Annotated in this window: 18 protein-coding genes and 7 pseudogenes; 14 read left to right on the forward strand and 11 right to left on the reverse strand. The window is 62.5% G+C overall.

The window, feature by feature from the left end:
* Positions 1-3: 3 nt before the first annotated feature.
* Positions 4-1,086 (reverse strand): annotated as a pseudogene (locus P0D84_RS31530) (branched-chain amino acid ABC transporter permease); the annotation flags it as partial.
* Between the two features lie 112 nt (positions 1,087-1,198).
* On the opposite strand from P0D84_RS31530, the gene P0D84_RS31535 reads away from it, so the two are divergent.
* Positions 1,199-2,224 (forward strand): IS110 family RNA-guided transposase, encoded by a 1,026-nt coding sequence (locus tag P0D84_RS31535; RefSeq protein WP_408343120.1) that lies wholly within the window; start codon positions 1,199-1,201, stop codon positions 2,222-2,224.
* Between the two features lie 331 nt (positions 2,225-2,555).
* Here the strand turns inward: P0D84_RS31535 and P0D84_RS31540 are convergent, their stop codons facing one another.
* The 4 genes and pseudogenes from P0D84_RS31540 to P0D84_RS31555 all read right to left on the reverse strand — a co-directional run bounded on the left by P0D84_RS31540 (position 2,556) and on the right by P0D84_RS31555 (position 6,874).
* A complete protein-coding gene (locus tag P0D84_RS31540; RefSeq protein WP_083084461.1) occupies positions 2,556-3,368 on the reverse strand; it encodes an IS5 family transposase in 813 nt (270 codons plus the stop codon).
* Positions 3,369-3,735: 367 nt separating this feature from the next.
* The gene (locus tag P0D84_RS31545; protein ID WP_408343122.1) at positions 3,736-4,761 is read right to left on the reverse strand and encodes an IS110 family RNA-guided transposase; all 1,026 of its coding nucleotides are present in this window, start codon (positions 4,759-4,761) and stop codon (positions 3,736-3,738) included.
* 113 nt (positions 4,762-4,874) lie between these two features.
* Positions 4,875-5,618 (reverse strand): annotated as a pseudogene (locus P0D84_RS31550) (branched-chain amino acid ABC transporter permease); the annotation flags it as partial.
* Between the two features lie 59 nt (positions 5,619-5,677).
* Positions 5,678-6,874, reverse strand: a complete 1,197-nt coding sequence (locus P0D84_RS31555; protein WP_408343124.1) for an ABC transporter substrate-binding protein — start codon at positions 6,872-6,874, stop codon at positions 5,678-5,680.
* A 350-nt stretch (positions 6,875-7,224) separates the two neighbouring features.
* On the opposite strand from P0D84_RS31555, the pseudogene P0D84_RS31560 reads away from it, so the two are divergent.
* From P0D84_RS31560 to P0D84_RS31580, 5 genes and pseudogenes are all read left to right on the forward strand, one after another.
* Positions 7,225-8,210, forward strand: a pseudogene (locus tag P0D84_RS31560) (LysR family transcriptional regulator).
* Positions 8,207-9,685 carry an NAD(P)-binding domain-containing protein gene (locus P0D84_RS31565; protein WP_408343126.1) on the forward strand — a complete coding sequence of 493 codons (1,479 nt, stop codon included), beginning with the start codon at positions 8,207-8,209 and terminating at the stop codon, positions 9,683-9,685. Before P0D84_RS31560 ends, P0D84_RS31565 begins: the two are co-directional and overlap by 4 nt.
* A gap of 15 nt (positions 9,686-9,700) precedes the next feature.
* Positions 9,701-10,270, forward strand: a complete 570-nt coding sequence (locus P0D84_RS31570; protein WP_408343128.1) for a CMD domain protein — start codon at positions 9,701-9,703, stop codon at positions 10,268-10,270.
* A complete protein-coding gene (locus P0D84_RS31575) occupies positions 10,267-10,881 on the forward strand; it encodes a peroxidase-related enzyme (protein ID WP_408343130.1) in 615 nt (204 codons plus the stop codon). The genes P0D84_RS31570 and P0D84_RS31575 overlap by 4 nt, the downstream gene beginning before the upstream one ends.
* Positions 10,882-11,137: 256 nt before the next feature.
* On the forward strand, positions 11,138-11,752 hold the full coding sequence (locus P0D84_RS31580) for a GNAT family N-acetyltransferase (protein WP_408343132.1): 615 nt from the start codon (positions 11,138-11,140) through the stop codon (positions 11,750-11,752).
* A gap of 109 nt (positions 11,753-11,861) precedes the next feature.
* Here the strand turns inward: P0D84_RS31580 and P0D84_RS31585 are convergent, their stop codons facing one another.
* Positions 11,862-11,999, reverse strand: coding sequence for a hypothetical protein (locus P0D84_RS31585; RefSeq protein WP_408346377.1), 138 nt, complete (start codon positions 11,997-11,999; stop codon positions 11,862-11,864).
* Here P0D84_RS31585 and P0D84_RS31590 point away from each other — a divergent pair.
* Positions 11,992-12,743: pseudogene (locus P0D84_RS31590) on the forward strand (MerR family transcriptional regulator). The gene P0D84_RS31585 and the pseudogene P0D84_RS31590 overlap by 8 nt on opposite strands.
* Positions 12,744-13,039: 296 nt before the next feature.
* Here P0D84_RS31590 and P0D84_RS31595 read toward each other — a convergent pair.
* Entirely contained in the window at positions 13,040-14,254 is a 1,215-nt protein-coding gene (locus P0D84_RS31595) for an RNA-guided endonuclease InsQ/TnpB family protein (protein WP_408343061.1), read from the reverse strand.
* A gap of 22 nt (positions 14,255-14,276) precedes the next feature.
* Here P0D84_RS31595 and tnpA point away from each other — a divergent pair, with 22 nt between their 5' ends.
* From tnpA to P0D84_RS31610, 3 genes and pseudogenes are all read left to right on the forward strand, one after another.
* Positions 14,277-14,693: an IS200/IS605 family transposase gene (tnpA, locus tag P0D84_RS31600; RefSeq protein ID WP_408343063.1), complete on the forward strand. Its 417-nt coding sequence runs from the start codon at positions 14,277-14,279 to the stop codon at positions 14,691-14,693.
* Between the two features lie 83 nt (positions 14,694-14,776).
* Positions 14,777-15,676 (forward strand): mechanosensitive ion channel family protein, encoded by a 900-nt coding sequence (locus P0D84_RS31605; RefSeq protein WP_408343134.1) that lies wholly within the window; start codon positions 14,777-14,779, stop codon positions 15,674-15,676.
* Between the two features lie 282 nt (positions 15,677-15,958).
* Positions 15,959-16,223: pseudogene (locus P0D84_RS31610) on the forward strand (alpha/beta fold hydrolase); the annotation flags it as partial.
* Here P0D84_RS31610 and P0D84_RS31615 read toward each other — a convergent pair.
* Entirely contained in the window at positions 16,198-16,752 is a 555-nt protein-coding gene (locus P0D84_RS31615; RefSeq protein ID WP_408343136.1) for a putative glycolipid-binding domain-containing protein, read from the reverse strand. The pseudogene P0D84_RS31610 and the gene P0D84_RS31615 overlap by 26 nt on opposite strands.
* A 254-nt stretch (positions 16,753-17,006) precedes the next feature.
* Between P0D84_RS31615 and P0D84_RS31620 the strand changes: the two genes are divergently transcribed.
* The 3 genes from P0D84_RS31620 (at position 17,007) to P0D84_RS31630 (ending at position 19,039) form a co-directional block, all read left to right on the forward strand.
* Complete coding sequence (locus P0D84_RS31620) at positions 17,007-17,894, forward strand: urea transporter (protein WP_408343138.1); 888 nt, start codon at positions 17,007-17,009, stop codon at positions 17,892-17,894.
* Between the two features lie 120 nt (positions 17,895-18,014).
* A complete protein-coding gene (locus P0D84_RS31625; RefSeq protein ID WP_408343140.1) occupies positions 18,015-18,791 on the forward strand; it encodes a class II aldolase/adducin family protein in 777 nt (258 codons plus the stop codon).
* Positions 18,737-19,039 (forward strand): 4-oxalocrotonate tautomerase, encoded by a 303-nt coding sequence (locus P0D84_RS31630; RefSeq protein WP_408343142.1) that lies wholly within the window; start codon positions 18,737-18,739, stop codon positions 19,037-19,039. The genes P0D84_RS31625 and P0D84_RS31630 overlap by 55 nt, the downstream gene beginning before the upstream one ends.
* Before the next feature lie 284 nt (positions 19,040-19,323).
* Here the strand turns inward: P0D84_RS31630 and P0D84_RS31635 are convergent, their stop codons facing one another.
* Both P0D84_RS31635 and P0D84_RS31640 read right to left on the reverse strand, forming a co-directional pair.
* Positions 19,324-20,523: a porin gene (locus P0D84_RS31635; RefSeq protein ID WP_408343144.1), complete on the reverse strand. Its 1,200-nt coding sequence runs from the start codon at positions 20,521-20,523 to the stop codon at positions 19,324-19,326.
* 108 nt (positions 20,524-20,631) lie between these two features.
* Positions 20,632-21,542 (reverse strand): annotated as a pseudogene (locus P0D84_RS31640) (TRAP transporter large permease subunit); the annotation flags it as partial.
* Here P0D84_RS31640 and P0D84_RS31645 point away from each other — a divergent pair.
* Positions 21,536-21,682 (forward strand): annotated as a pseudogene (locus tag P0D84_RS31645) (tautomerase family protein); the annotation flags it as partial. The pseudogenes P0D84_RS31640 and P0D84_RS31645 sit on opposite strands and share 7 nt — an antisense overlap.
* A 309-nt stretch (positions 21,683-21,991) precedes the next feature.
* Here P0D84_RS31645 and P0D84_RS31650 read toward each other — a convergent pair.
* A complete protein-coding gene (locus tag P0D84_RS31650; protein ID WP_408343146.1) occupies positions 21,992-23,197 on the reverse strand; it encodes a porin in 1,206 nt (401 codons plus the stop codon).
* Positions 23,198-23,227: the final 30 nt, after the last annotated feature.

A 23,227-nucleotide genomic window follows, 5' to 3' on the forward strand; every position in this document is an offset into this window, starting at 1 on the left:
CCGTCATACCGTTCCCAGCAAACCTTGCGGCCGGAACCGCACCAGCAGCAGTAATACGAGGCCGTAGATCAGCATGCGATAGTCGGCGGCCCAGCGGAAAATCTCCGGCAAACCGATCAACGCCACCGCGCCGACAATGCCGCCCAGCACATTGCCGAGGCCACCGAGAATCACCATCGTCAAGGCGAGGATGGACACTTGCGAGTCGAAGGTCTGGTTGTTGATGTAGCTATACAGATGCGCTGCGATCCCACCGCTGATGCCGGCGGCCAGGCCGCCGAACGCAAACGCGATCGCCTTGTAGCGGTTCGGGCGAATACCATGCGAGCGCGCGGCGACCTCGTCCTCGCGAATCGCACGCAGCGTGCGGCCCAGATGCGAGCCCAGCAGCCGCGTTTGCAGCAGCGCCAGCACGATCAGCACGCCCAGCGCGAACCAGTAGATCGCACGCGCGCTGTCCGGCGTCCAGCCGAACACCGAGAGTGGCGCAATGCCTGCGATGCCGAGCGGACCCCGCGTCAGGCTGTCCCAGTTGAGGATCACGAGGCTCACCACTTCGCCGATGCCGAGCGTCGCAATCGATACATAGTGACCGCGTAAGCGGAACGCCGGATAAACCAGCAACGTGCCCAACGCCGCGGTGATCAGACCGGCGCAAAAGATCGTCACGACCGGCGACCAGCCAAGATTGGCCGACAGCAACGCAGACGCGTACGCCCCGATCACCAGCAGCGCGGCATGGCCGAGCGAAATCTGCCCGACCGTGCCCGCCACCAGCGTCAGGCTCAACGCCAGCATTCCGTACAACCAGGCATTAGTGAGGGTTTGCAGGAGATAAGACGAACTGGCGACGAACGGCAGCGCCACCGCGGCCAGCGTCAGTGCAATCACCACGGCACGCGGCACTTTCACCGCCTTGCCGGCCGACAAGAACGTGCCGGTCATGGGCTCGGGCGGCAAACGGCGGCTGCCGCTAAAGAGTCCGTTGGGACGCCACACCAGAAACAGCAACAGCAGCACGAACGCGAACAGATCACGATAGCTGGTGCCGAAAATCGCCACACCGTAGCTCTCGACCAGACCTAGAGAATGAAAGGGACTTCCCCGTCCCGAGGCTGCGGCGGAAGCCGCGAGTCGGCATCGACGTGCCATGATGAAAGTTTCGAACGTTCATCAACACCAGCGAGAGGGGAAGTCCATGCCTATTGTCACTGTCGGAATCGATCTTGCCAAGAATGTATTCGCCGTTCATGGTGTAGATGAAGCAGGTAAAGCGATGCTGGTCCGGCCGCGTGTTCTGCGCGATCAGCTGGTGACGTTGATCGCGCAGTTGCCAGCGTGCCTCATCGGGATGGAAGCGTGCTCTGGCGCACATCACTGGGCTCGCGTGTTCCAGCAGCACGGCCATACGGTCAAACTCATGGCGCCCAACCTTGTGGCGCCTTATCGCATGTCCGGCAAGCGTGGCAAGAACGACGCGGCGGATGCCGCTGCGATCTGCGAAGCGGTGACGCGCCCGAGCATGCGTTTCGTACCGCTGAAGGACGAACATCAGCAGGCAACGCTTTGCCTGCATAGGACACGACAAGGTTTCGTGGAAGAGAGGACCGCGACCTACAACCGGTTGCGAGGCCTGCTCTCGGAATTCGGCGTGGTGCTGCCACTGAGCCCGGATAAGTTGCGCAGGCACATCACGGAACATCTGGACACATTGCCTGGCTGGGCGAAGCGTAGTATCAGCGATCTGCTTGAGCATGCCGGCAATATCGAGGACCGCCTGCTCGAATACGATCGCGCGATCGCCGAGATCGCGCGTGAAGACGCGCGTAGCAGGAGGCTCATGCAGTTGCACGGCATTGGCCCAACCACAGCAAGCGCGTTGCTCGCCAGTATCGGTGCCGGGCACGACTTCAGAAACGGCCGCCAGGTGGCAGCCTGGATCGGACTTACGCCCGGGCAGTACAGCAGCGGCGGCAAGGCGCGGCTGGGCAGCATTACGAAGGCAGGCGACGCCTACCTGCGCGGCCTGCTGGTCAACGGAGCTCGCGCCGTCATTGCCAGTCTCGGCGAGAAACAGGACCGCTTCAGCCGGTGGGTCCGAACCCTGGTCGAACGCCGGGGCTACTGGCGGGCAGCGATCGCGATCGCCGCAAAGAACGCGAGATTGGCATGGGCCTCGCTGAAATATGGCGATGACTTCAAGCTCGACCCAATAGCCGACTGATTTCGGTTCGAGCCTGTCGATCAAACGCCAACGAGATATGAGTGCGGACATCATGAGCACATAGAAACGATCACTTTGCACTGCCTGCGGTGATGTGAAGCGGGTTGGACCCGCGCGGGGCATACCTGACTAACACAGCGGGGATATCCATTCCCGGCTAGAGAATGAGGCCTCCGTGCGCGTCTTTCATCAGGGTCCGGGCTATTAGCCCAACATGACCGGTTGTAGAACCGCAGTCCTTCACCTTCTCACAAGACCGGCGCGGCATTGCAGCATGTATCACAGCGAACTTCGATTGAGCTTGCGCTCAACGGGGAGCCCTTGTAGCGTGTTAGGAACTTTGAAGTACTGGCACTGCGTGAACGAGCATGAGCATTGCGAAGACCACGAAATGAAGCCCGGCAAGGGTTTCGGGTAACCGTTCATAATCACGTGCGAGACGGCGGAAACGGTTGAGCCAGCCAAAGCTGCGCTCGACCACCCACCGTCGTGGCAGCAGTACAAAGCCCTTTTTCGCTTCCTCCAGTTTGATCACCTGCAGTTCAATGCCTTCATCGAGTGCGGCCTGCGCAGGCTCTTTGCCCGTGTATCCCTGATCGGCAAATGCCACCTTGACCGTGTGTCCCGTTACCTGCTGGACCTGACGCGCAAGCTCTGCTACCTGCGCGCGCTCCTGTTCATTGGCCGGTGTCACATGTACCGCCAGCAACTGTCCCAGGGTGTCCACTGCAATGTGGACCTTGCTACCGCGCTTGCGTTTATAACCGTCATAGCCCGCACGCGGGCCGCTCTCGCAGGTCGACTGTATCGTGCGGCCATCCAGAATAACGGCGCTGGGCTGTCCTTGCCGTCCCTGTGCCACGCGTATTACCGAGCGCAGATCGCTGACCATGTGCTCAAAACAGCCTGCCTGTAACCAGCGTTGGGTTTGCTGATACACCAGTTCCCAAGGTGGGAAATCATTGGGCAGCATCCTCCAGGGCGCGCCGGCACGAGCCATCCAGCGCAACGCATCAAACATGTCGCGCAGCTCGTATCTGCGCTGCGGCGCAGTAACGTCCATCAGCGTCAGATAGGGTGCCGCGAAGCTCCATTCTTCGTCGGACACATCGGTCGGATACCCTTTGCGGTCTGCTCTTTTCATCCCGCCAGGATACCAGGTCTCACACAAAGTGCCTAACACGCTACAAGGGCTCCCCGTTGAGCGCAAGCTCAATCGAAGTTCGCTGTGATACATGCTGCAATGCCGCGCCGGTCTTGTGAGAAGGTGAAGGACTGCGGTTCTACAACCGGTCATGTTGGGCTAATAGCCCGGACCCTGATGAAAGACGCGCACGGAGGCCTCATTCTCTAGCCGGGAATGGATATCCCCGCTGTGTTAGTCAGGTATGCCCCGCGCGGGTCCAACCCGCTTCACATCACCGCAGGCAGTGCAAAGTGATCGTTTCTATGTGCTCATGATGTCCGCACTTATATCTCGTTGGCGTTTGATCGACAGGCTCGAACCGAAATCAGTCGGCTATTGGGTCGAGCTTGAAGTCATCGCCATATTTCAGCGAGGCCCATGCCAATCTCGCGTTCTTTGCGGCGATCGCGATCGCTGCCGGCCAGTAGCCCCGGCGTTCGACCAGGGTTCGGACCCATCGGCTGAAGCGGTCCTGTTTCTCGCCGAGACTGGCAATGACGGCGCGAGCTCCGTTGACCAGCAGGCCGCGCAGGTAGGCGTCGCCTGCCTTCGTAATGCTGCCCAGCCGCGCCTTGCCGCCGCTGCTGTACTGCCCGGGCGTAAGTCCGATCCAGGCTGCCACCTGGCGGCCGTTTCTGAAGTCGTGCCCGGCACCGATACTGGCGAGCAACGCGCTTGCTGTGGTTGGGCCAATGCCGTGCAACTGCATGAGCCTCCTGCTACGCGCGTCTTCACGCGCGATCTCGGCGATCGCGCGATCGTATTCGAGCAGGCGGTCCTCGATATTGCCGGCATGCTCAAGCAGATCGCTGATACTACGCTTCGCCCAGCCAGGCAATGTGTCCAGATGTTCCGTGATGTGCCTGCGCAACTTATCCGGGCTCAGTGGCAGCACCACGCCGAATTCCGAGAGCAGGCCTCGCAACCGGTTGTAGGTCGCGGTCCTCTCTTCCACGAAACCTTGTCGTGTCCTATGCAGGCAAAGCGTTGCCTGCTGATGTTCGTCCTTCAGCGGTACGAAACGCATGCTCGGGCGCGTCACCGCTTCGCAGATCGCAGCGGCATCCGCCGCGTCGTTCTTGCCACGCTTGCCGGACATGCGATAAGGCGCCACAAGGTTGGGCGCCATGAGTTTGACCGTATGGCCGTGCTGCTGGAACACGCGAGCCCAGTGATGTGCGCCAGAGCACGCTTCCATCCCGATGAGGCACGCTGGCAACTGCGCGATCAACGTCACCAGCTGATCGCGCAGAACACGCGGCCGGACCAGCATCGCTTTACCTGCTTCATCTACACCATGAACGGCGAATACATTCTTGGCAAGATCGATTCCGACAGTGACAATAGGCATGGACTTCCCCTCTCGCTGGTGTTGATGAACGTTCGAAACTTTCATCATGGCACGTCGATGCCGACTCGCGGCTTCCGCCGCAGCCTCGGGACGGGGAAGTCCCTTTCATTCTCTAGCAGCAGGCTGCCGACAATCGCACCCGGCACGTTGCCCAGGCCACCGATCAGCAACGCCACCACGCCTTTGAGCGTGGCCTGAAAACCCATCGCGGGATCGATACTGTTGTAGTACATGCCGACCAGCAAGCCGCTCACGCCGCCGAGCGCACACGCGATCGCAAACACGGCCTGATTGACACCGTTGACGTTGACGCCCATCTGCTGCGCCGCGTCCCGGTCCTGCGCGGTCGCACGTACCGCCCAGCCCAAACGGGTGAAGCGCAGAAACGCATAGAGCACCGCAGCCGCCGTCACGCCGATGCCGGCGATCAGCAGATCGAGCGAACCGATCGTCGCGCCGCCAAGCCGGAAGTGCCAATCCGGCAGCGTGCTTGGCACCGGCCTCGGATCGGCGCCGAACAGCAGCTGCGCGCATTGATCGAGCACGAAGCTGATGCCGATCGTCGCCAGCAACGGGGCGATGCGCGCCGCGCCCTGTAGCGGCCGCAAGCCGATCCGCTCGATCGCGATACCCAGCAGCCCGCAGCCGATCACCACCGCCAGCAAGGCCAGCGGCAAAGGCAAGCCGAGCCGCGTCAGACACAGCCAGCCGATGAAACTGCCGATCATGTACACCGAGCCGTGCGCGAAGTTGATCAGATGTGACACGCCGAAGATCAGCGCGAGGCCGACCGCCAGCAATGCATAGATGTTGCCGACGATCAGTCCGTTGATCGTGTAATCGAGCCATGAAGCCATAACAATCAGATCCGGTGAGAAGCCAGCCACGTGAGCCGTGCTGACGCTTTGCTGGGGTGTCATCTGGAAGCGACCAGCGGCTTCGTACCGTCCCATTGCAAGAACTGATTGTCCTTGACGACCAGGTACTCGTTGTGCGCGCCGGCCACGCGGCGCGTCTGCGGATCGAACTGCACCTTGCCGAAAATCAGGCTCGGTACGTCCTTGATCTCTTTCAGACCGTCATGCACGGCCTGGCGGGTCGCGCCGTAGCGGCGCATGACTTCCGCCGAAACGATAACGGCGTCATAAGCACGCGCGGCGAAGGTATCAGGCTCGCCGTTGTACTTCGCGCGATAACGCTGCACGAAGTCTTGCACTTCAGGGCGCTTGTCACCGGGGAAGAAATTCGATTCAGTGAATACGCCGTTCACGGCCTCGCCACCCAGTTCGAGAAACTTCGGCGAATAGACCGAGCCCACTGCCGCGATCGGTTGCGTCAAACCCGAGGATCGCGCCTGGCGCACGATCTGCGCACCGTCCGCGTAGTACGAGATCAGCACGAGCGAGTCGGGTTTCGCTTCGTTCACGCGCACTAACGTCGCGCGAAAGTCTTTTTCAGTCGGCTGATAGCCTTCCGCCGCGACGACCTGGGCGCCATCCTGCGCGGCGGCCTTCGAGAAAATGTCCTTGCTGGTGCGGCCCCAATCGGTATTCAGATACAGCACCGCGATGCGCTTGAAGCCGAGTTCCTTAGTCGCGTAATGCGCGAGTAGCGGTTGCTCTTCGGCTTGACTGATCGCCGTGCTCCACATGTAGTCACCCCCCTTGGTGAAGTCGGGGTGCGAGTTGGTGAAGCCGAATTGCACGAGTTGTCCGCGTTGATAGATCGGCGAGGCCGCCATCGAGGTCGTGCTCGACAGGTCACCCAGCTCCAGCAGAATGCGCGGATCGCCGACGAATTTCTGCGCGATCGACACCGCCTGGCGCGGGTCGCTACGACTGTCCTCGAAGTCGTAGGCAAGCGGCCGGCCCTTGATGCCGCCCTGGCTGTTGATCTGCTCCAGAGCGAGATCGAAGCCGCGCTTCCATTGCGTGCCGTATTGCGCGTCCTGTCCGGTAAGCGGCCCACTCACGCCGATCAGATACGGCTCGCCCGTCGCGGCGCCGGCATAGGCCGGCGAGGTAGCCACGACGCCCACCAGTGCGGCGAACACCGGCAGCGTTTTAAGCAAGCGTGACCAACGAGTTCGCGATGATCTGGATATGTGCTTCATGTTTGCCCCAACCGTCCTCTTTAAAGTGAGGCCATGTAACCACGGTGAATTCCGGCGAACCAACAAAGTTTTGGGAATATGGTTATCTGGTCGGAACGCATGGCTTTGCTCGCGCAAGACAACGCGATGGGCCCGGGTTCCCGCACATGCGCGAACACACCAGGGCATCTCGTTGACGCAATTGATTTTTCTCTCTTTCGACACGCGCCGTATGGCGGCAAACCCGAGACGCCACGCGCTCGCCCGCCGCTCGGCTTCGCATTTTTCCGGCGGTCGATATCGGAATTGATTATATAAATCCCGCATTCAGGCGACCCTACAATGCGCAGACCGAATTGCCAGGGCGAGTCATGGAGCTGCATCAACTCGAAGCATTTTCGGCGGTCATGTCCGCGGCAGCATCACCGGTGCGGGACGTTTGCTCGAACGCTCGCAGCCGGCCGTCACGCGTCAGATTCAGGAACTCGAGGCGGATCTCGGCTATGCCCTCTTCAATCGCAATGGTCCGCGGGTCACGCCGACGCATCGCGCGTTCCTGCTCTACGAAGAAGTCGAGCGTTCGCTGATTGGGCTCAAGACCATCGAGCAGCGGGCGCGCGCCATTGGTCTGGGCGCAGCGGAACCGCTGCGCGTGGCGGCCACGCCCGCGCTGGCTGCTTCGATCGTGCCGCCCGCGATTGCCTCGTTGCCGCCGCTCGGCCACGCGCCGCAATTCCAGTTACGCAGTTTGTCGGCTGAACACGTCGTGCATGAAGTCCTGACCCGTACCGCGGATATCGGTCTGGTCACCTTGCCGATCGGGCATGCGGGGCTCGACATCCACTGGATCGCCGAAGCGCCCTGCGTGGCGCTCGTGCAGAGCGGCGACCCGCTCGCCACGCAGGCGCACATCACGCTGCGCGATCTGGCGCAGCGGCGCATCGTCACGGTAGCGAACCGGTTTCGTCTACGGCATCGGATCGACGCGGCGTTCGCGGCCGCGCGCATTTGCGCCGACGTGTTCCTCGAAACCAATGCATCGTTGAACGCGGTCATGGCCGCGCGCGCGGGCGCCGGTGTCGCGATCGTGGATCCCGCCACCGGTCTTGGCCTCTCTATCGAAGACGTGACGGCGCGGCCGCTCGACTGTGCGATTCCGTTCCTCTTCGGCGTCGTGACGCCGGCGGGCAAACCGCGCCGCGCCGCCGTCGACGCGTTGTTGCAAGCCATCGAACACGCCACCCTCGATCTGCTCGAAGGCGTGGTATTGCATCCCGCCCAGCAACACGACGCGTTGCTCCAGCGCGAGACGCGCGTCTCCCCTGCGCGCAGCAAACATTCCGGATACACAGCATGAATCGCCTTGCCGCACTCGAAGCCCGCTTGCGTGAAGATCTGCGTTGGCTCGAACTGCCCGCGCCCTCATGGGTCCCGCCGCGTTTCGCCGGCGCTGAACGCGTGATCGACGTCGCCGTGATCGGCGGCGGCATGGCGGGGCTCGCCGCGGCGGCCGAACTGCGCTGGCTCGGCATCGACAATCTGCAGGTGTTCGACCGCGCGCCGTCAGGGCGCGAAGGACCGTGGGTAACGTTCGCGCGAATGGAAACGTTGCGCTCGCCCAAACAGCTCACAGGCCCCGCCTTGCGCATGCCGGCCCTTACGTTTCGCGCGTGGTACGAAGCGCAATTCGGCAGCGCCGCGTGGGATGCGCTCTACAAGATTCCGCGCACACAGTGGATGGACTATCTGCGCTGGTATCGCGAAGTGCTCGATCTCCCGCTGCAAAACGGCACCACGTTGACCTCGCTGCGCCCGCGCGACGACGGCCTGCTCGAACTCGATCTCGCGCAAGCCGGCGCGCAGCGTACGGTACTTGCGCGGCATGTCGTGCTCGCTACCGGACGCGACGGTTTGGGCGGTCCATCCGTACCGGCTATCGCCAATACGCTCGCCCGCCGCTACTGGGCGCATTCCGCGGATGCCATCGATTTCGCCGCGTTGGCCGGCAAACGTGTGGGTGTCGTCGGCGCGGGTGCGTCCGCCTTCGACAATGCCGCGACCGCGCTCGAAGCGGGTGCGGCCGGCGTCGATCTGTTCATCCGCCGCGACGATATTCCGCGTATCAACAAGCTGACGGGCATCGGCAGTCCGGGCCTCGTGCACGGTTTCGCCGATCTCGACGACGCAACCAGATGGCGTTTCCTGCACTACGCACAGACTGAACAAACACCGCCGCCGCGAGACAGCGTGTTACGGGTTTCGCGCCATGACGGTGCGCGCTTTCACGTCGGCAGTCCGCTTGTCGCGCTCGAAGAACGCGATGACACGCTTCAGGTAACCACGCCGAAAGGCCGCTACGTGGTGGACTTTCTAATCTTCGCGACCGGCTTTCATTCGGATATCTCCACGCGCGCCGAATTCGCGCCGTTCGCCCGGTATGTGCGGCGCTGGAAAGACCGCTATCGAGCGGACCCGTCGCGCTCTTCGTACGAACTGGCCGAGTCGCCGGATCTCGGCGCCGCGTTCGCGTTTCAGGAGCGCGAGCCCGGCACCTGCGCGGCGCTTTCGCAAATCCATTGCTTCAATCACGCAGCGAGCCTCAGCCATCGAAAGCTGTCCGGCGACATTCCCGCGATCAGCGACGGCGCGCAGCGCCTTGCACGCGGCATCGCAAGCCGTCTGTTCGACGCGGATCGCGAACGGCACTACCAGGCGCTGGTCGCCTTCGCCACGGCGGAACTGCAAGGGGATGAATGGACCGATGCGGATGCATCGCCCGACACTTCGCGCGCGCTCGTGCAAGCGGAGAACACCGCTGAAAACCCTGATTAACCAGCCGGAGCAGACATGACCGACCTCGCGTCACCGACCCCGCCATCGGCGCCCACAGGCACCGGGTACACACCTGGCAGCGACACTGTCGACACCGTCGACGCCCTCGCCGGTCTGCGAGACGGCCACCCGCTCAGCGCGATCCGCCATGCTCGCGACAAAGTCGCGCTGCACACGCAACGCAGTGAAGAAGCGTTGTTCGATCGGGATTTGCCCGACCTGTCGCTGCAGGAACGCCTGTTCGCCGCGTGGTACACCACGCGTCTCTCGCTTGCCGACGATCTCGCCGACGCCTACACGGCGCGGCTCATCGCCGCCGGCGCACAGCGGATCACGCTCGATGCAATCGAAGCGGGCACGCTAGACCCCGCCAACGACGCGCGCCTGATCGCGATCCTCTCGCACGTCAAGCTGCTGGCGATCAAGCCAATCGACGCACGCCCCGAGCATCTGCAGACGCTGCACCAGGCCGGTATCACGACGCGCGGCATCGTCGCCTTGTCGCAGCTGATTGCATTCGTCACGTATCAATTGCGCGTGGTAGCCGGCCTAAGGGCATTGCGCGCGGCACAGGAGGCAGCATGAGTCAGGTGAACACCAGTGCTTCGCCGGTTGATCGGCTCAACGGCTTCACCTTCGATACGCTCGGCTGGCGCGCATGGCTCGACACGGTCAGCCTCGACAACGCCACACCAGAGCAGATCGCCGTGCTCGAAGAAAGCCATCCGCAGGCCAAGACCTCCGACTACTATCTGCTGCTGGTCCAGCAGGTGGAAATCCTGCGGCAGCGCTCCGGGGTCTTCAACGCGATCATGTATGCCCCAGGCGGCCTGCCGCGCGCCGAGCGTGAACTCGCCAGCACCGCGGTGTCGCGTGTGAACGGCTGCGTGTATTGCGCTTCGGTGCATGCGCAACGATTCGACCAGCTCGCGAAACGGACCGACGCGATCGAACAGCTTTTCGAAGACCCGTCGACTGCCGGCACGACCGAACGTGAGCGCGCGATCATCCGTTATGCGATCGAATTGACCGAGCATCCTGAAGGCGTCGATGCCGCCGCTATCAGGCGACTCGAAGCAATCGGCCTGACGCACGCGGAGATTCTCGATCTGACCCATGCAGTGGCGATCTTCGCGTGGGCCAACCGGTTGATGCTGACGCTCGGCGAACCGGTCTTTCCGGCCACCGACGCGTGACGCAGCCGGATCCTTACTTGCACAACTGATCGCCTGAACGCATGCCACGCGCATGCCTCTTTGCGACGAAAATCCGTCGCGCCCGGTCCGGTCGGATGGCCGGGTGTTTCATGCCAGGCTCGGCGCGCGCCTGGCATCCATGGCTGGCGCTGATACTGCCTATAGAGCGTGGCGATTTTTGACTCGCTTCAAATTCGTGCGCGCGGCGGGCATAGTAAAACCTGTCATCAGATCCGCGCCCACGCCGGGAACACGTATGAGCACCACTCGCCCCGCGCCCTCCACGCCCCATTCAGCCGACTCGGCGATCACCGCGCCGCGCACCGCGCCCGTGGTCCGCGACGCCACCGACGCCGATCTGCCCGCGATCCAGGCGATCTATGCGCACCACGTGCTGACCGGGGTCGCCTCGTTCGAAGAAATCCCGCCTTCCGTCGACGAACTGCGCACGCGCCTCGCTTCGGTGCGCAGTCATGGACTGCCGTACATGGTGGCCGAGATCGACGGCGAAGTCGCCGGCTATTGCTACGCCACGCCGTACCGGCCACGCGCCGCCTATCGCAACACGATTGAAGATTCGATCTACATCGGCGACGCGTATCGCGGGCGCGGTCTGGGCCGAGTGCTCTTGCAGGCCCTGATCGAACGCTGCGAGACCGGACCGTGGCGCCAGATGGTCGCCGTGATTGCTGACGGCGGCCGAGGCGGTTCGCTGTCGCTGCACACGCAGTTGGGCTTCGAATTGACCGGCACGTTGAAGGCCGTCGGCTTCAAGCATGGCCGGTGGCTCGACAGCACGTTGATGCAGCGGAGCCTGGGCGCGGGCGATTCATCCGTACCGGACGATGTGGCACAGCAGGAACGCGACTGAAGCACCACGCGCCTCGCAGGCTTCCGGAAGGCGCCTTCTCGCGAAGCGGCCTCTCACCGCCTCGCACCGCCCTGCAGCAGTCAGCGAGGCCGCGGCCCGTGCCGGCGCGTTAAAATCCCGTCATGCCCAATACGCCGCCACCCTTTCCGTCCGCGCCCGGCGCCTCGAAGGTCGCGGCGAGCGACACGCCGCGCAACGAATACACCGTCGACGAACTCGCGCGCGTCACCGATACCACCGTGCGCAACGTACGCGCCTATCAGGACCGCGGCCTGCTCGCGCCACCGGAAAAGCGCGGCCGCGTCGGCGTGTATGACGACACGCACGTGTCGCGTCTCAAGCTGATCAACCACCTGCTGACGCGTGGCTACACGCTCGCGAACATCCAGGACCTGATCATGGCCGTCGACGAAGGCCACGATCTGCGTTCGATCCTCGGCCTTGAAACCGCAATCGGCCGCCGCTGGTCGCGCGAACGGCCGAAAAAATTCTCGCTGATCGAACTACTGCAAATGTCGGCGACAAAGCCTCGCCGAGCGCCCTCGGCAAAGCGGTCGATCTCGGTTTGCTGGAGCGCGACGGCCTTTCATTCGTATCGGGCAGCCCTACGGCATTGGCCGCCGGCGCCGCCCTGGCGAAGGAAGGCATCCCTCTTCTCGCCGACCTGCTGGATGCCGTGGGCATCGCCAGGCCTCATTTCAATGCGGTCGCCAAGGCGCTGGTCGATCTGGTGGTTCGCCAACTGGACCGCTACGACGCCGACGCCCTGCCGCCACCTGCCGACGTGCCCGCTTTGGTCGACGCGATCTGGCGTGTGCGGCCGCTGGCCATGGTGCTGGTCGAAAGCGAAATGAACCGCGCGCTTGAAGAAGCCTCCGGCGATTATCTCGGCGACCGCGTCGCGGCGATCATGGAAAAGAAGCTGGGCCATCCGGCGGAAGGTACAGCCACGCAGCGCCCTGCGGCAAAGAAAGATAAACCCAATAAATAGGTATACGGGCGGGCACCTGCGGATGCGCGCGCCGCTCTTCGAGAGGAAAAGTAAGCGTCGGCAGTTTGAACCACACGGCACGACCGATTAGTTCGCCATCCGTAGCAAGTCATGTCATAACGTTGCGGCAGCTTAAGGAAGCGTTTCTCAGGTCACCCTTTCACTGGCCCCCGTTATTCAATCCATAACGGGGCCATGACAACACGCCCTCATCTCGTTATCGCCGCCCTTCGCATCCGGAAATTCAATCTTTGACATCCTCCCCGCCCTGAAGGAGACGGGGATTCCTACGGTGCTTAGGCCGCGATGGCCTGAGTCACTTCGGCGGGTTCCTGCTTCTTCGAGCGGCCCGAGCGCACCCTCTCTCCACAGGCGAACAAGCGCTGTCCGCGCTCTAAAACATTGATCGCGCCGACGTGATCGGCGTTTGCTTCGTGGCCGCAGCGCACGCACGCGAACAGCGATTGCGTGCGGCGGTTATCGGCTGAGATATGGCCGCAGCATGGGCACGTGCGGCTCGTGTTGGCCGCCGGCACGGCGACGAAGAACCCGCCGCGCCATGCCGTTTTGTACTCCAACTGGCGGCGAAACTCGAACCAGCCCTGGTCGAGAATCGACTTATTGAGGCCCGACTTGGCGCGGACATTGCGCCCTGGCGCTTCTACGCTGCCCTTTGATGACCTGGCCATGTTGCGCACCTGCAAATCCTCGACGGCGATCATTGCGTGGTTTTTGCTGATCGTGTTCGAGGCTTTGTGCAGGAAGTCGTTACGCGCGTTCGCGATGCGCGCATGGATGCGCTGCACGCGGGCCTTCGCCTTTTTCCAGTTCGATGAACCCTTGACCTTGCGCGACATGCGGCGCTGATACTTCGCGAGCCGCTGTTCGTGCCTTTTGAAGCTCGCGAGCGGCGCGATAAACGAGCCGTCGCTCAGCGTGGCGAAGCGCGTCACGCCGACGTCGATACCGACCGCCGGGCCGTGCGGAACCGCCTGTTCGACCTCGCGCTTCGTGAGGATCGAGACGAACCACTTGCCCGCGCGCAGCGATACCGTCGCGCTGCGGAGCTCGCCGGGCACGGTGCGGCTGTTGCGGTAGCGGACGTAGCCGAGCTTCGGCAAAAAGATGCGACCGCTCTCGCGGTCCAGCCTGATCTGCTTTGCGTCGGGATAGCGAAACGAATCGCTCATGCCTTTGCGCTTGAAACGGGGGAACCCGGTGCGCTTCCCGAAGAAACTGACGAACGCGCGATCGAGGTCCTTCAGTGCCTGCTGCTGGGTATGGACCGGCGCATCCTTGAGCCACGGCGTATCAGCGCTGTTGCGCCATTCTGTGAGCCACTTGCACATGCCTGCATGGCCTACGAACTTCCCGCCAGCTTCGCGATTCTTCTGCTGCTCCGCGAGCGCCTTGTTAAAAACGAACCGGCCTGCTCCGGCGAACTGGCGCATCTTGCGCGCTTGCTCACCGGTCGGCATGAATTCGAATTTGAAGGCTTGAAGTCGTTCCATAGCTGAAAATATACTTTGGTCTATGACTACCGACAACAATATTCGACACGGGCGACACTGCGTTTTCGTGATGCATGTGCACTTGGTCTTTGTAACCAGGTATCGGCGCGGCGTGTTCACGAAAGAAATCATCGACGACCTGCGCGTGGTATTCGCCAGCGTGTGCGCCGACTTCGAGGCCGAACTGGTGGAGTTCGACGGCGAGGACGACCACGTACACCTTCTGGTGACCTACCCGCCCAAAGTCGCCGTCTCGACGCTCGTGAACAGCCTCAAGGGCGTTTCGAGCCGCATGATCCGCAAGAAGAACTACCTGAGCATTCGGCGCAACCTGTGGAATGGTGCGCTTTGGTCGCCGTCCTATTTCGCCGGTAGCTGCGGCGGGGCGCCTGTCTCAGTGATTCGCCAATACATCGAGCAACAGCGAACGCCGCACTAAGGCCCTGGAAGGACGCCTACGGCGTCCGCGCTTTCCTTCCCCGCCGTGAACGACGGGGCTTGCCGCGCACTTGGGTCAAGGCCATGCAGAATCTACTCGCTGAGATCCACTCCAACCGGTGGACCTTTCTTTGGGACGCACTCACCACGATTTCGATGCACCTGTGCGCGGCCGCATTGATATTGGTGGTGGGCTGGTGGCTCGCCCGCCGCGTCGCCCGCTCACTCAACCGGCTGCTCGCAAGCCAGTCGCGCATGGACGCCACGCTGCGCCGGGTCATCTGCGACACCTGCTTGTGGAGCATTCGCGTCGTCTCCATCATCGGCGCGCTGTCGCAACTGGGTATCCAGACGGCGAGCATCGTCGCCGTGCTCGGCGCCGCCGGCCTCGCTATCGGCCTCGCGCTGCAGGGCACGATGCAAAACATCGCCGCCGGCATCATGCTTTTGCTGTTGCGGCCGTTCAAGGTGGGCGATTCGATCGACGCCGGCACGGGCAACGTCTCGGGCACCGTCGAGGAAATCAGCCTGTTCACCACGCGTCTCACGAAATCCGACGGCATTTGCGAATACGTGCCGAACAGTGCGCTGTGGAGCAATTCAATTCGCAATTACAACCGCAATCCGACCCGCCGCCTCGATTTGGAAGTGGAAATCTCCGTGCGTGACGACGTCGACCAGGCGCTGGCCGCACTGCGCAATCTCGCCGTTGCCGACCCGCGTGCGCTGCAGACGCCCGCGCCGCAGGTGATGGTGGCCCGTTTCGACGACAGCACCTTGGTCCTGAACATCCGCGTGTGGGCCCATATCGACACGTTCTGGGACATGCGCTGGGACCTCGCCCGGCAGGTCCGTCAAACGCTCAACGACGCACAATGCGGCTTGCCGGTGCGTACACGTGAACTGCATATCGTGCAAAGCAACGAGACCGACGAATCCGCCGCGGCTCCCGTGATTGCGGCACCCCAGGCGTCAGTGCAATAGCGCCTTAAAGCTTGTAAGCCGGGTGGATTCCGAAGCGAATCCACCCGGAATTTTTCACATAGCGGAACGATCGACGCGTCCGCCTCAGTTAAAAGCGTTGCCCGGCAGGCGCCGTAGCCGCTTGGGCCTCGAACTCCCGGCGTCTGCACTCCATAGAGTCTCCCATCTAACCGGCCGCTTGCGTCATCCGTTGACAGTCTCCATTGTTACATCAACTACTGTAACAGTTAAGAGCGGACAACAAGGAGACGGATCGGATGAACGCACGCATGATGCCCCCGACGCGCCCGCCATGCGCATGCGCCGGTGCACTTCATCGTGCCGTTGCGCGATCGCTACGTTGGGCCCGAGCTCTCCATTGGACTCGAAGGCTGGCTCGGCGCGCATAGCCGCTGAAATCGACGCCGGGCATTGGGTCGTGTTGCGCGAACCCGAGCGTATTGCGGCAGGCATCGAACGCTTTGTCGAGCGGCACCGGGAACAGCCGCCGGCAGACAGCGACGGTGCCAGCGCCTCGGGGTTCAACGCTCGCGCGGCAGGCGTGTGAATAGCGTTGGATAGTCGATCACGAGGCCGTCTTCATCCACCATCAGGTCCGCGGTGAAATTGCGGAAGATGCCCTCGTAGCGATACACGCGATTCAACTCGATGCACGAATACGCCTGCTCAGCACGCGTAACCTGCAAATCCGGCGTTGAAATATAGGCCACGGAAATCGGTTGGCGCTCGCCTTCGGCCAGTTGCAACCGACGGATCGGCAACGTGTTGGTATACGGCGTGGCGGCGATATCGATATCGATGCATCCTTCGATCGCGCTCAGCACGAGGCCATGGCCATCGTGCCAATGACCGGCACCGTCGCCGTGCAATTCCAGTTCCGCCCCGCCGACGATCTTCAGCCACGCGTAGGTGGTGCGCCATTGCGTATCGCAGCGGACCTTGTAGTGCAGGCCATAGGCCTTGCCGTAGCGCTGCCCGACAAGGACGCTCTCAACCGCGAAGCCGTCCTCGCGCGCCTCGAACGCCAGATGTTCAAAGCCGTCACCCTCTTCCGATGCCCAGCGTAGTTCACGCATCAACCTGTCTCCTTGTTTGAACGGCACGGCACCCGCGCCGGATTCATATCCTAGCGCGAAAGCTTTCGGTTCGCCGACAGATGGGCCTTGACGCGCATGTGTAGCAAATAGCCACTATCAACGCCTCGCGATGCCCGGCGTGGTGGGAGTGGCCTATGCTCGCGATTCACCCTCAACCTGAAACCTGACCCGCCGCGTGCGCCTGATTCGCACGCGGCAAAGTCGCGTCACATCGAATTCACCGCCTTCAAGCCATGCACGCCGCCGCAACCGAAGCACCATCCGCCGCCTTGCGCACCTTGCTGCGCAGTGTCGGCCAGATCGTGCTGCAGCCGAACGCGTTTACCGGCGCGTGCCTGCTCGCCGCGTGGCTGCTATACGATCCGCGCCTCGCCTGCGCGGCGCTGATGGGCGCGGTCGCGGCCAACGTGAGCGCGGTACTGGCCGGCTATCGCGAGGACGACACGCGCGCTGGACTGCACGGCTTTAACGGCGCGCTCGCCGGTCTCGCCGCGTTCAACTTCGTCGCCAACAATGCGACGGCCGCTGCGGTAGCGACTCTGGCCGCGACAGGCACGGCATGGCTGCTTGAGCCATGGTCGCGCCGCCTGCGCGCGCACGGGCTCGGCTTTTTTTCGAGCCCTTGTCTGATCGTCACGTGGCTTTGGCTTTCACTTGTGAATAGCGGAACTCACGCAGCGAGTTTGCCCGCCGTGCACACGCTCAGCGCGGCGCAATTGAGCGACGGCTTACTCGCCGGTTTCGCGCAAACCGGCTTTGCGTCCGGCGCGTTGCCGGGTTTGCTCGTGTTGATCGGCATTGCCGCGGCGTCGCGCCGGCACGCCCTGTGGGCCTTGATCGGCGCGGGCCTCGCGAGCGCAACGCACCTGCTGCTCGGCGCGAGTGCAAGCTCGTTCGACGCGGGCCTGTTAGGATTCAACGGCGCGCTGACCGCGATCGCGCTGGCCGATCGCGGTATCGCGGCGACGCTCGGCGGTATTGCGCTTTCGGTCGTGTTGCAAATGTTCGCTACTTATTATGCGTGGCCGGCCATGACTGCGCCGTTCGTCCTCGCGACGTGGAGCATGCAGTGGCTCACCGACCGCTGTATGCACAGCGCGGCGGTCGGGAGCGTGGGTTAGGCCGCAAATTGGGCGCCGCAGGTTTGGCGCCGCAGGTCTGACTCGCAGATTCAAGCGCGGGTTTAAGCCCACAAACTCAAGCCGCAGCGTCAGCCCACCCAGCAATCTCAGGAGACAGACATGTCATTCACCCACGCGCCCGCCGGCCGCGTCGCCGAGGCGGGGCCGAGATCCGAAGCCGAACAGCAGACCCGCGTCGATCTGGCCGCCGCCTATCGTCTCGCGGCGCTCAACGACTGGGACGATCTGATCTACACGCATATCTCAGCCAGTGTTCCTGACGAACCCGGCCACTTTCTGATCAATCCGTTCGGCCTCGCGTTCGACGAAGTGTGCGCGTCGAACCTGGTGAAGATCGATATCGAAGGCAACATCGTCGGCACGAGCGAGCATCCGGTCAACGCCACCGGTTTCGCGCTGCACGCCGCCGTGCATGCGGCCCGCACCGACGCCGTCTGCGTGATGCACTTGCACAATACGGCGGGCGTGGCGGTTTCGGCTCAACCGGCCGGATTACTGCCGGCGTCACAACACGCGCTGCGCTTTTACGGGCACCTCGCGTATCACGAATACGAAGGTCTCGCCTTTACGCCAACCGAGGGCGAACGCCTCGTCGCGCATCTCGCCGACAAACCGGCCATGCTGTTGCGCAATCACGGTACGCTGACCACCGGCCGCACCGTCGCCGAAGCCTATGTATTGATGGCGACGCTGATCAAGGCCTGCGAAATCCAGTTGCAGGCGCAAGCATGCGGCAGCGCGCTGGTCGTACCCAATGACGCGGTAGCCACCCGCACGGCCGACCAGCTGTACGACGGTGGTGCCATCGAAGGCGCGCTCGAATGGCCCGCTTTGCTACGCAAGCTCGACCGGCTCGATCGCACGTACCGCGATTAAATTTGATTTCGCTTTTTCACGTCTTTTTTCAACGCCATTCATCACGGAGTCACGCAATGCCCACGTTTCATATCGAACTCTTCGAAGGCCGCTCGCTGGAACAGAAACGCCAGTTCGTCGAAGCCATCACCAAAGCGACCTGCGAATCGCTCGGCGTCGAGCCGAACTCAGTGGACATCATTCTCACCGACGTCAAACGCGAAAACTGGGCAACAGGGGGGCGCTTGTGGTCGGAAGCGGATGCGTGAGTGCGCGTAGATATCGGCCAACAGCTAAACCTTGTCGGATTGTCACCACGGACACCTGTCCGATTGTCACCACAGATTTGCATCCTGTGCGCTGAAAAACCCGCCACCAGGTCCATCGGCGGGCAGTAGCGCGAGACGGAACGCTGCACGACCGGATCGAAGGCCGTGCGTTGCGACAATGCCGCGCGCATTGCGCGCGCAGCGAGTCCTTCCAGCCAAAACGAAGTGCATCTGAAACGCGTCGCCGCGGCGGCGACTCCTGACGCCGCCACTTCACTACACGATTAGAACTTGTGGATGATGCCCACGCCGACAGCAACCTGGCTGCGCGACGAAGACGGCGCGCCGTTCTGGCCATCGCCGATATCGGCCGTTGCTTCGATGATGCTCCGGCCGTTCGTTCCGATCGTCTGGCCACCCGCACGCTGATAGGCTTCCAGCGCGTACAGACCCGTGCGCTTGGACAGGCTGTAGTACTGCGAGAGGTTGAACTGCTGATAGGTCGCCGCGCTCGAAATACCGTTCGATTCCGTGGCACGCGTGTAGCTATAACCCGCGGCCAGATCCAGCGCCGTCAGCGGCTTGAAGTGCAGGACCGCGCCCGCCGTGTTGAAGGTCGCCTGGCTGACGAACCTCGAGTTCACACCTGGAATGTATTGCACGTTCGAGTACGCAAACGAGACATCCCATTGCGAACTGAACGCGTAGCCGCCCGTCACCGCAATGCGCTGCTGCGCCTGCGCCGTCTGGTAGCCATTATTGATGCCCGACACGCCTGGCTGCGCGCCCGCATTCGACGTCGTGGAGTCAGCACCCCAGGCACCACCACCAGGCGTCGAGTTGTTGATGCGCTGGAAGCCCGCTGCAATGCCGAACGGGCCGTTCAGGTACTGAACCGCGGCGCTCCACGTCGAACCCGCATTGGTGCTGCCCGGTACGCCACCCAGCGAATACGAACCGCTCACCGTCAGGCCGTACATGTTTGGCGACGTGTACACCAGCGAGTTGTTGGCACGGTAGAGCGTATCCAGCGAATCGATATCGCCCGGGTGCGCGCCGTAAGCGCCGGTCAGCCACGTGGTCGGGCTATAGGGCGACAGCAGCGTGTAGTACGACGTGTACTGGCGGCCAGCCGTCAACGTACCGAAGGTGGAATTGGCCACACCGACGTAAGCCTGACGGCTGAACATCAGACCGCTCACGCTCTGCGCGCCGTTTGCACTGTTAAAGCCTTCTTCCAACTGGAAGATCGCCTTTGTGCCGCCGCCCAGATCCTCACTGCCCTTCAGGCCGAAGCGGCTGCCCGCCCAGATGCCGTTGACCATCTTGACGACCGAACGACCGCCCGTCGTCGAACCGAGCGACGTCGAGCTGCTTTGATAGCCGATCCCCGTATCGACGATACCGTACAACGTCACGCTGGATTGCGCGTGCGCGCCGAGGGCGACCAACCCAAGGGCCGAGGTTGCGATTGCCTTTTTCATTTGTGCTCCTCTGTAAAAAATTTATTTTTTTGCCCGGCAGTGCCACACCGGCGCGGACTTTTAATAAGGTGTTCCAAACATTGGGTGGCCATTGATCAGGCTCGGCAATCACGTCGAAAACATAGGTACGTATGTCACGATACCAATGGCGCTGAAGATAGCCAGGTAATACGGCCACGCCACCTTGGTGATTTCACCTATCGACACATTGCCGATTGCGCAGCTGATGAACTGCACGGGATCGACGCCGGCATGCATGCCGTGGGCAGGAACAACGGCGTGGTGATCAGGATGTGCGCCGCTATGTCGACAAACGTACCGAAGAAGATCGGGATGATGTTGATGTAAAGCAGCATCAACCGCGGCAGGCTTGTTGCACCGTCGAGCATGTGTTCGATCGCGTCGGGGATCTCCAGATAAGCAATCTGGAAACGCAGCATGTTCGACACGCCGATCAGCAGCAGCACCACGCCGGCGGTCTTAGCCGCCTTGGACAACGCATGAGAGAGCTTCTTCATCGTCATCGCGCGATGGACGACGATGGTCAACACCCGCGAATAAGCCACGGCAACGGCTGCTGCTTCCGTCGCTGCGGCAATCCCTCTCGACACGCAAACCAGAATGATCGCAATCACCATCAAGCCGGGCAATGCGCCGAGGAACGTGCGGGCCACCGCGAGCCAGCCGGGAAAGCGCTGCAATTCGGTCGACCGTCAGCGCGGCGCGGATAACCCTACTTGACCGCATGCCAGTACGCAGCAATGAGCACGAAACCCATCACCCACAGAACCGGCAACAGACCAGAAAACAACAGATCGCCGATCGACACACCCCTCACCGGATGACTGTTCAGCGTCCCGGTGATGCCTTGGGCCGCGAACGCGTAGAAGATCATGTTCGTCGACGTGGGCATCAACGCGCCCGCCAGCGACGAATGGGTCGTCACATTGACCGCATAGGACCGAGCTGTAACTTTCGCGTTTCATCAGCGGAATGACTACACCGCCCATGGCAGACGTGCCGGTTCGTCGAAACCATCACTAAAGCGACCTGTGAACCGCTCGGCGTCGAACCGGACTCGGTGGACATCGTTCTCACTGGCGTCAAAAGCGAAAACTGGGCGACGGCTGGACGTTTGCGGTCCGATCCAACCGTGTGAGGGTCGGGCGGCGTTCGCGGGTTACGTGGTGGGATTTGGATCCTGGGTGCTGAAAACGCCGTCACCGGATTCATCTTCAGCCGGACGACGTGCGCGACGCACCAAGGCCGGGCGCCGCTACCGCATGAAGGGATGGCGCTCGAGCCGTGGGAGGGAATGGGTAACGAGGACACCCGGTGGTGCTGATGCGATGAAGGCTGGCGCCGCTACGCAGCACCAGCCTTCACCGCAAAACAATCAGACAGCGACAATTACTGCATCGATGGCGGCGCCGGGTCTTACCCGGCGCCCCCTCAAGCTGCTACTGCATCAGAACTGGTGATTGATACCCACAGTCGCGCCGAACTGGCTACGGCTCGACGCCGCAGATTGCTCGCCGATAGCCGCGGTCGCAGTGACGACCTTGCCGCCGTTGATCGTCTGGCCGTTGGCTCGCTGATACGCTTCCAGCACATAGATCCGGGTGCGCTTGGAGAGGTTATAGAGCTGGGTCAGGTTGAACTGCTGATAGCTCGCCGCGTCCTGCACGCCGTTGGCCTGCGTCGCACGCGTGTAGCTATAGCCGGCAGCCAGGTCCCACGCCACAGCCGGCTTGTAATGCAGCACCGCGCCGCCCGTGTTGAAGATCGCGGTCGTCGCGAAGCCCGAGTTGGGGCCGGCGATGTATTGCACGTTCGAATACGACGCCGAGACGTCCCACTGCGAGTTGAACTGATAGCCGCCCGTCACAGCAAAGCGCTGCTGCGCCGCTGCGTTCTGGTAGCCGTTCGTAATGCTCGACTCACCCTGCTCGCCGGTGCCGGAATAGGCCGTCGAGTTGGCGCTCCAGGCGCCACCGCCGCTCGTCGCGTTGTTAAAACGCGCGAAGCCGACGCCAATACCAGCGGCACCCGCCAGATACTGCGCACCGACGCTCCACGACGCACCGGAGTTGAATGCACCAGCCACGCCGCCCAGCGCGTACATGCCGCTCACCTTCAGACCGGCGAACGAGGGCGAGGTGTAGACGAGTGCATTGTTGACGCGGTAGTCCGTATCAAGCGCGTCAAGGTCGCCCGGATGGGCACCGAAGGCGCCAGTCAGCCACGGGGTCGGGCCATACTGCGCGAGCATGTTGTAGTACGGCGTGTACTGGCGACCGGCGGTGAACGTACCGTAGGTGTTATTGGTCAGGCCGACCCAGGAAGCACGGCTGAACATCAGACCGGACTTGCTCTGCGCGCCGTTGTCGACGTTGTAACCCTCTTCAAGCTGGAAGATCGCCTTGGTGCCGCCGCCCAGGTCTTCACTCCCCTTGAACCCGAAGCGCTCGCCGCCCCACACCCCTTCGATCAACTTGGTCACCGATTTCCCGCCCGAGGTCGCGCCAGTCGTGGGTGCCTGGCTGCTCAGATAACCCACCCCGGTATCCAGAACTCCATACAGCGTCACGCTGCTCTGCGCAAAGGCTGCGCCCGTAGCAAACATGGCTGCCAGGCCGGCGACGGCGACGGCGGCTTCTTTATAACGTTTCATCACATCGTCCCTTCTTGTTGTTAATAATTC

The organism is Paraburkholderia sp. RL17-337-BIB-A, assembly GCF_046025895.1.
Lineage (GTDB): Bacteria > Pseudomonadota > Gammaproteobacteria > Burkholderiales > Burkholderiaceae > Paraburkholderia > Paraburkholderia fungorum_C.

Coding starts and splice junctions, on each gene's coding strand:
- P0D84_RS31535 (WP_408343120.1), top strand. CDS start 1,199: ATGCCTATTGTCACTGTCGGAATCGATCTTGCCAAGAATGTATTCGCC.
- P0D84_RS31540 (WP_083084461.1), bottom strand. CDS start 3,368: ATGAAAAGAGCAGACCGCAAAGGGTATCCGACCGATGTGTCCGACGAA.
- P0D84_RS31545 (WP_408343122.1), bottom strand. CDS start 4,761: ATGCCTATTGTCACTGTCGGAATCGATCTTGCCAAGAATGTATTCGCC.
- P0D84_RS31555 (WP_408343124.1), bottom strand. CDS start 6,874: ATGAAGCACATATCCAGATCATCGCGAACTCGTTGGTCACGCTTGCTT.
- P0D84_RS31565 (WP_408343126.1), top strand. CDS start 8,207: ATGAATCGCCTTGCCGCACTCGAAGCCCGCTTGCGTGAAGATCTGCGT.
- P0D84_RS31570 (WP_408343128.1), top strand. CDS start 9,701: ATGACCGACCTCGCGTCACCGACCCCGCCATCGGCGCCCACAGGCACC.
- P0D84_RS31575 (WP_408343130.1), top strand. CDS start 10,267: ATGAGTCAGGTGAACACCAGTGCTTCGCCGGTTGATCGGCTCAACGGC.
- P0D84_RS31580 (WP_408343132.1), top strand. CDS start 11,138: ATGAGCACCACTCGCCCCGCGCCCTCCACGCCCCATTCAGCCGACTCG.
- P0D84_RS31595 (WP_408343061.1), bottom strand. CDS start 14,254: ATGGAACGACTTCAAGCCTTCAAATTCGAATTCATGCCGACCGGTGAG.
- tnpA (WP_408343063.1), top strand. CDS start 14,277: ATGACTACCGACAACAATATTCGACACGGGCGACACTGCGTTTTCGTG.
- P0D84_RS31605 (WP_408343134.1), top strand. CDS start 14,777: ATGCAGAATCTACTCGCTGAGATCCACTCCAACCGGTGGACCTTTCTT.
- P0D84_RS31615 (WP_408343136.1), bottom strand. CDS start 16,752: ATGCGTGAACTACGCTGGGCATCGGAAGAGGGTGACGGCTTTGAACAT.
- P0D84_RS31620 (WP_408343138.1), top strand. CDS start 17,007: ATGCACGCCGCCGCAACCGAAGCACCATCCGCCGCCTTGCGCACCTTG.
- P0D84_RS31625 (WP_408343140.1), top strand. CDS start 18,015: ATGTCATTCACCCACGCGCCCGCCGGCCGCGTCGCCGAGGCGGGGCCG.
- P0D84_RS31630 (WP_408343142.1), top strand. CDS start 18,737: ATGGCCCGCTTTGCTACGCAAGCTCGACCGGCTCGATCGCACGTACCG.
- P0D84_RS31635 (WP_408343144.1), bottom strand. CDS start 20,523: ATGAAAAAGGCAATCGCAACCTCGGCCCTTGGGTTGGTCGCCCTCGGC.
- P0D84_RS31650 (WP_408343146.1), bottom strand. CDS start 23,197: ATGAAACGTTATAAAGAAGCCGCCGTCGCCGTCGCCGGCCTGGCAGCC.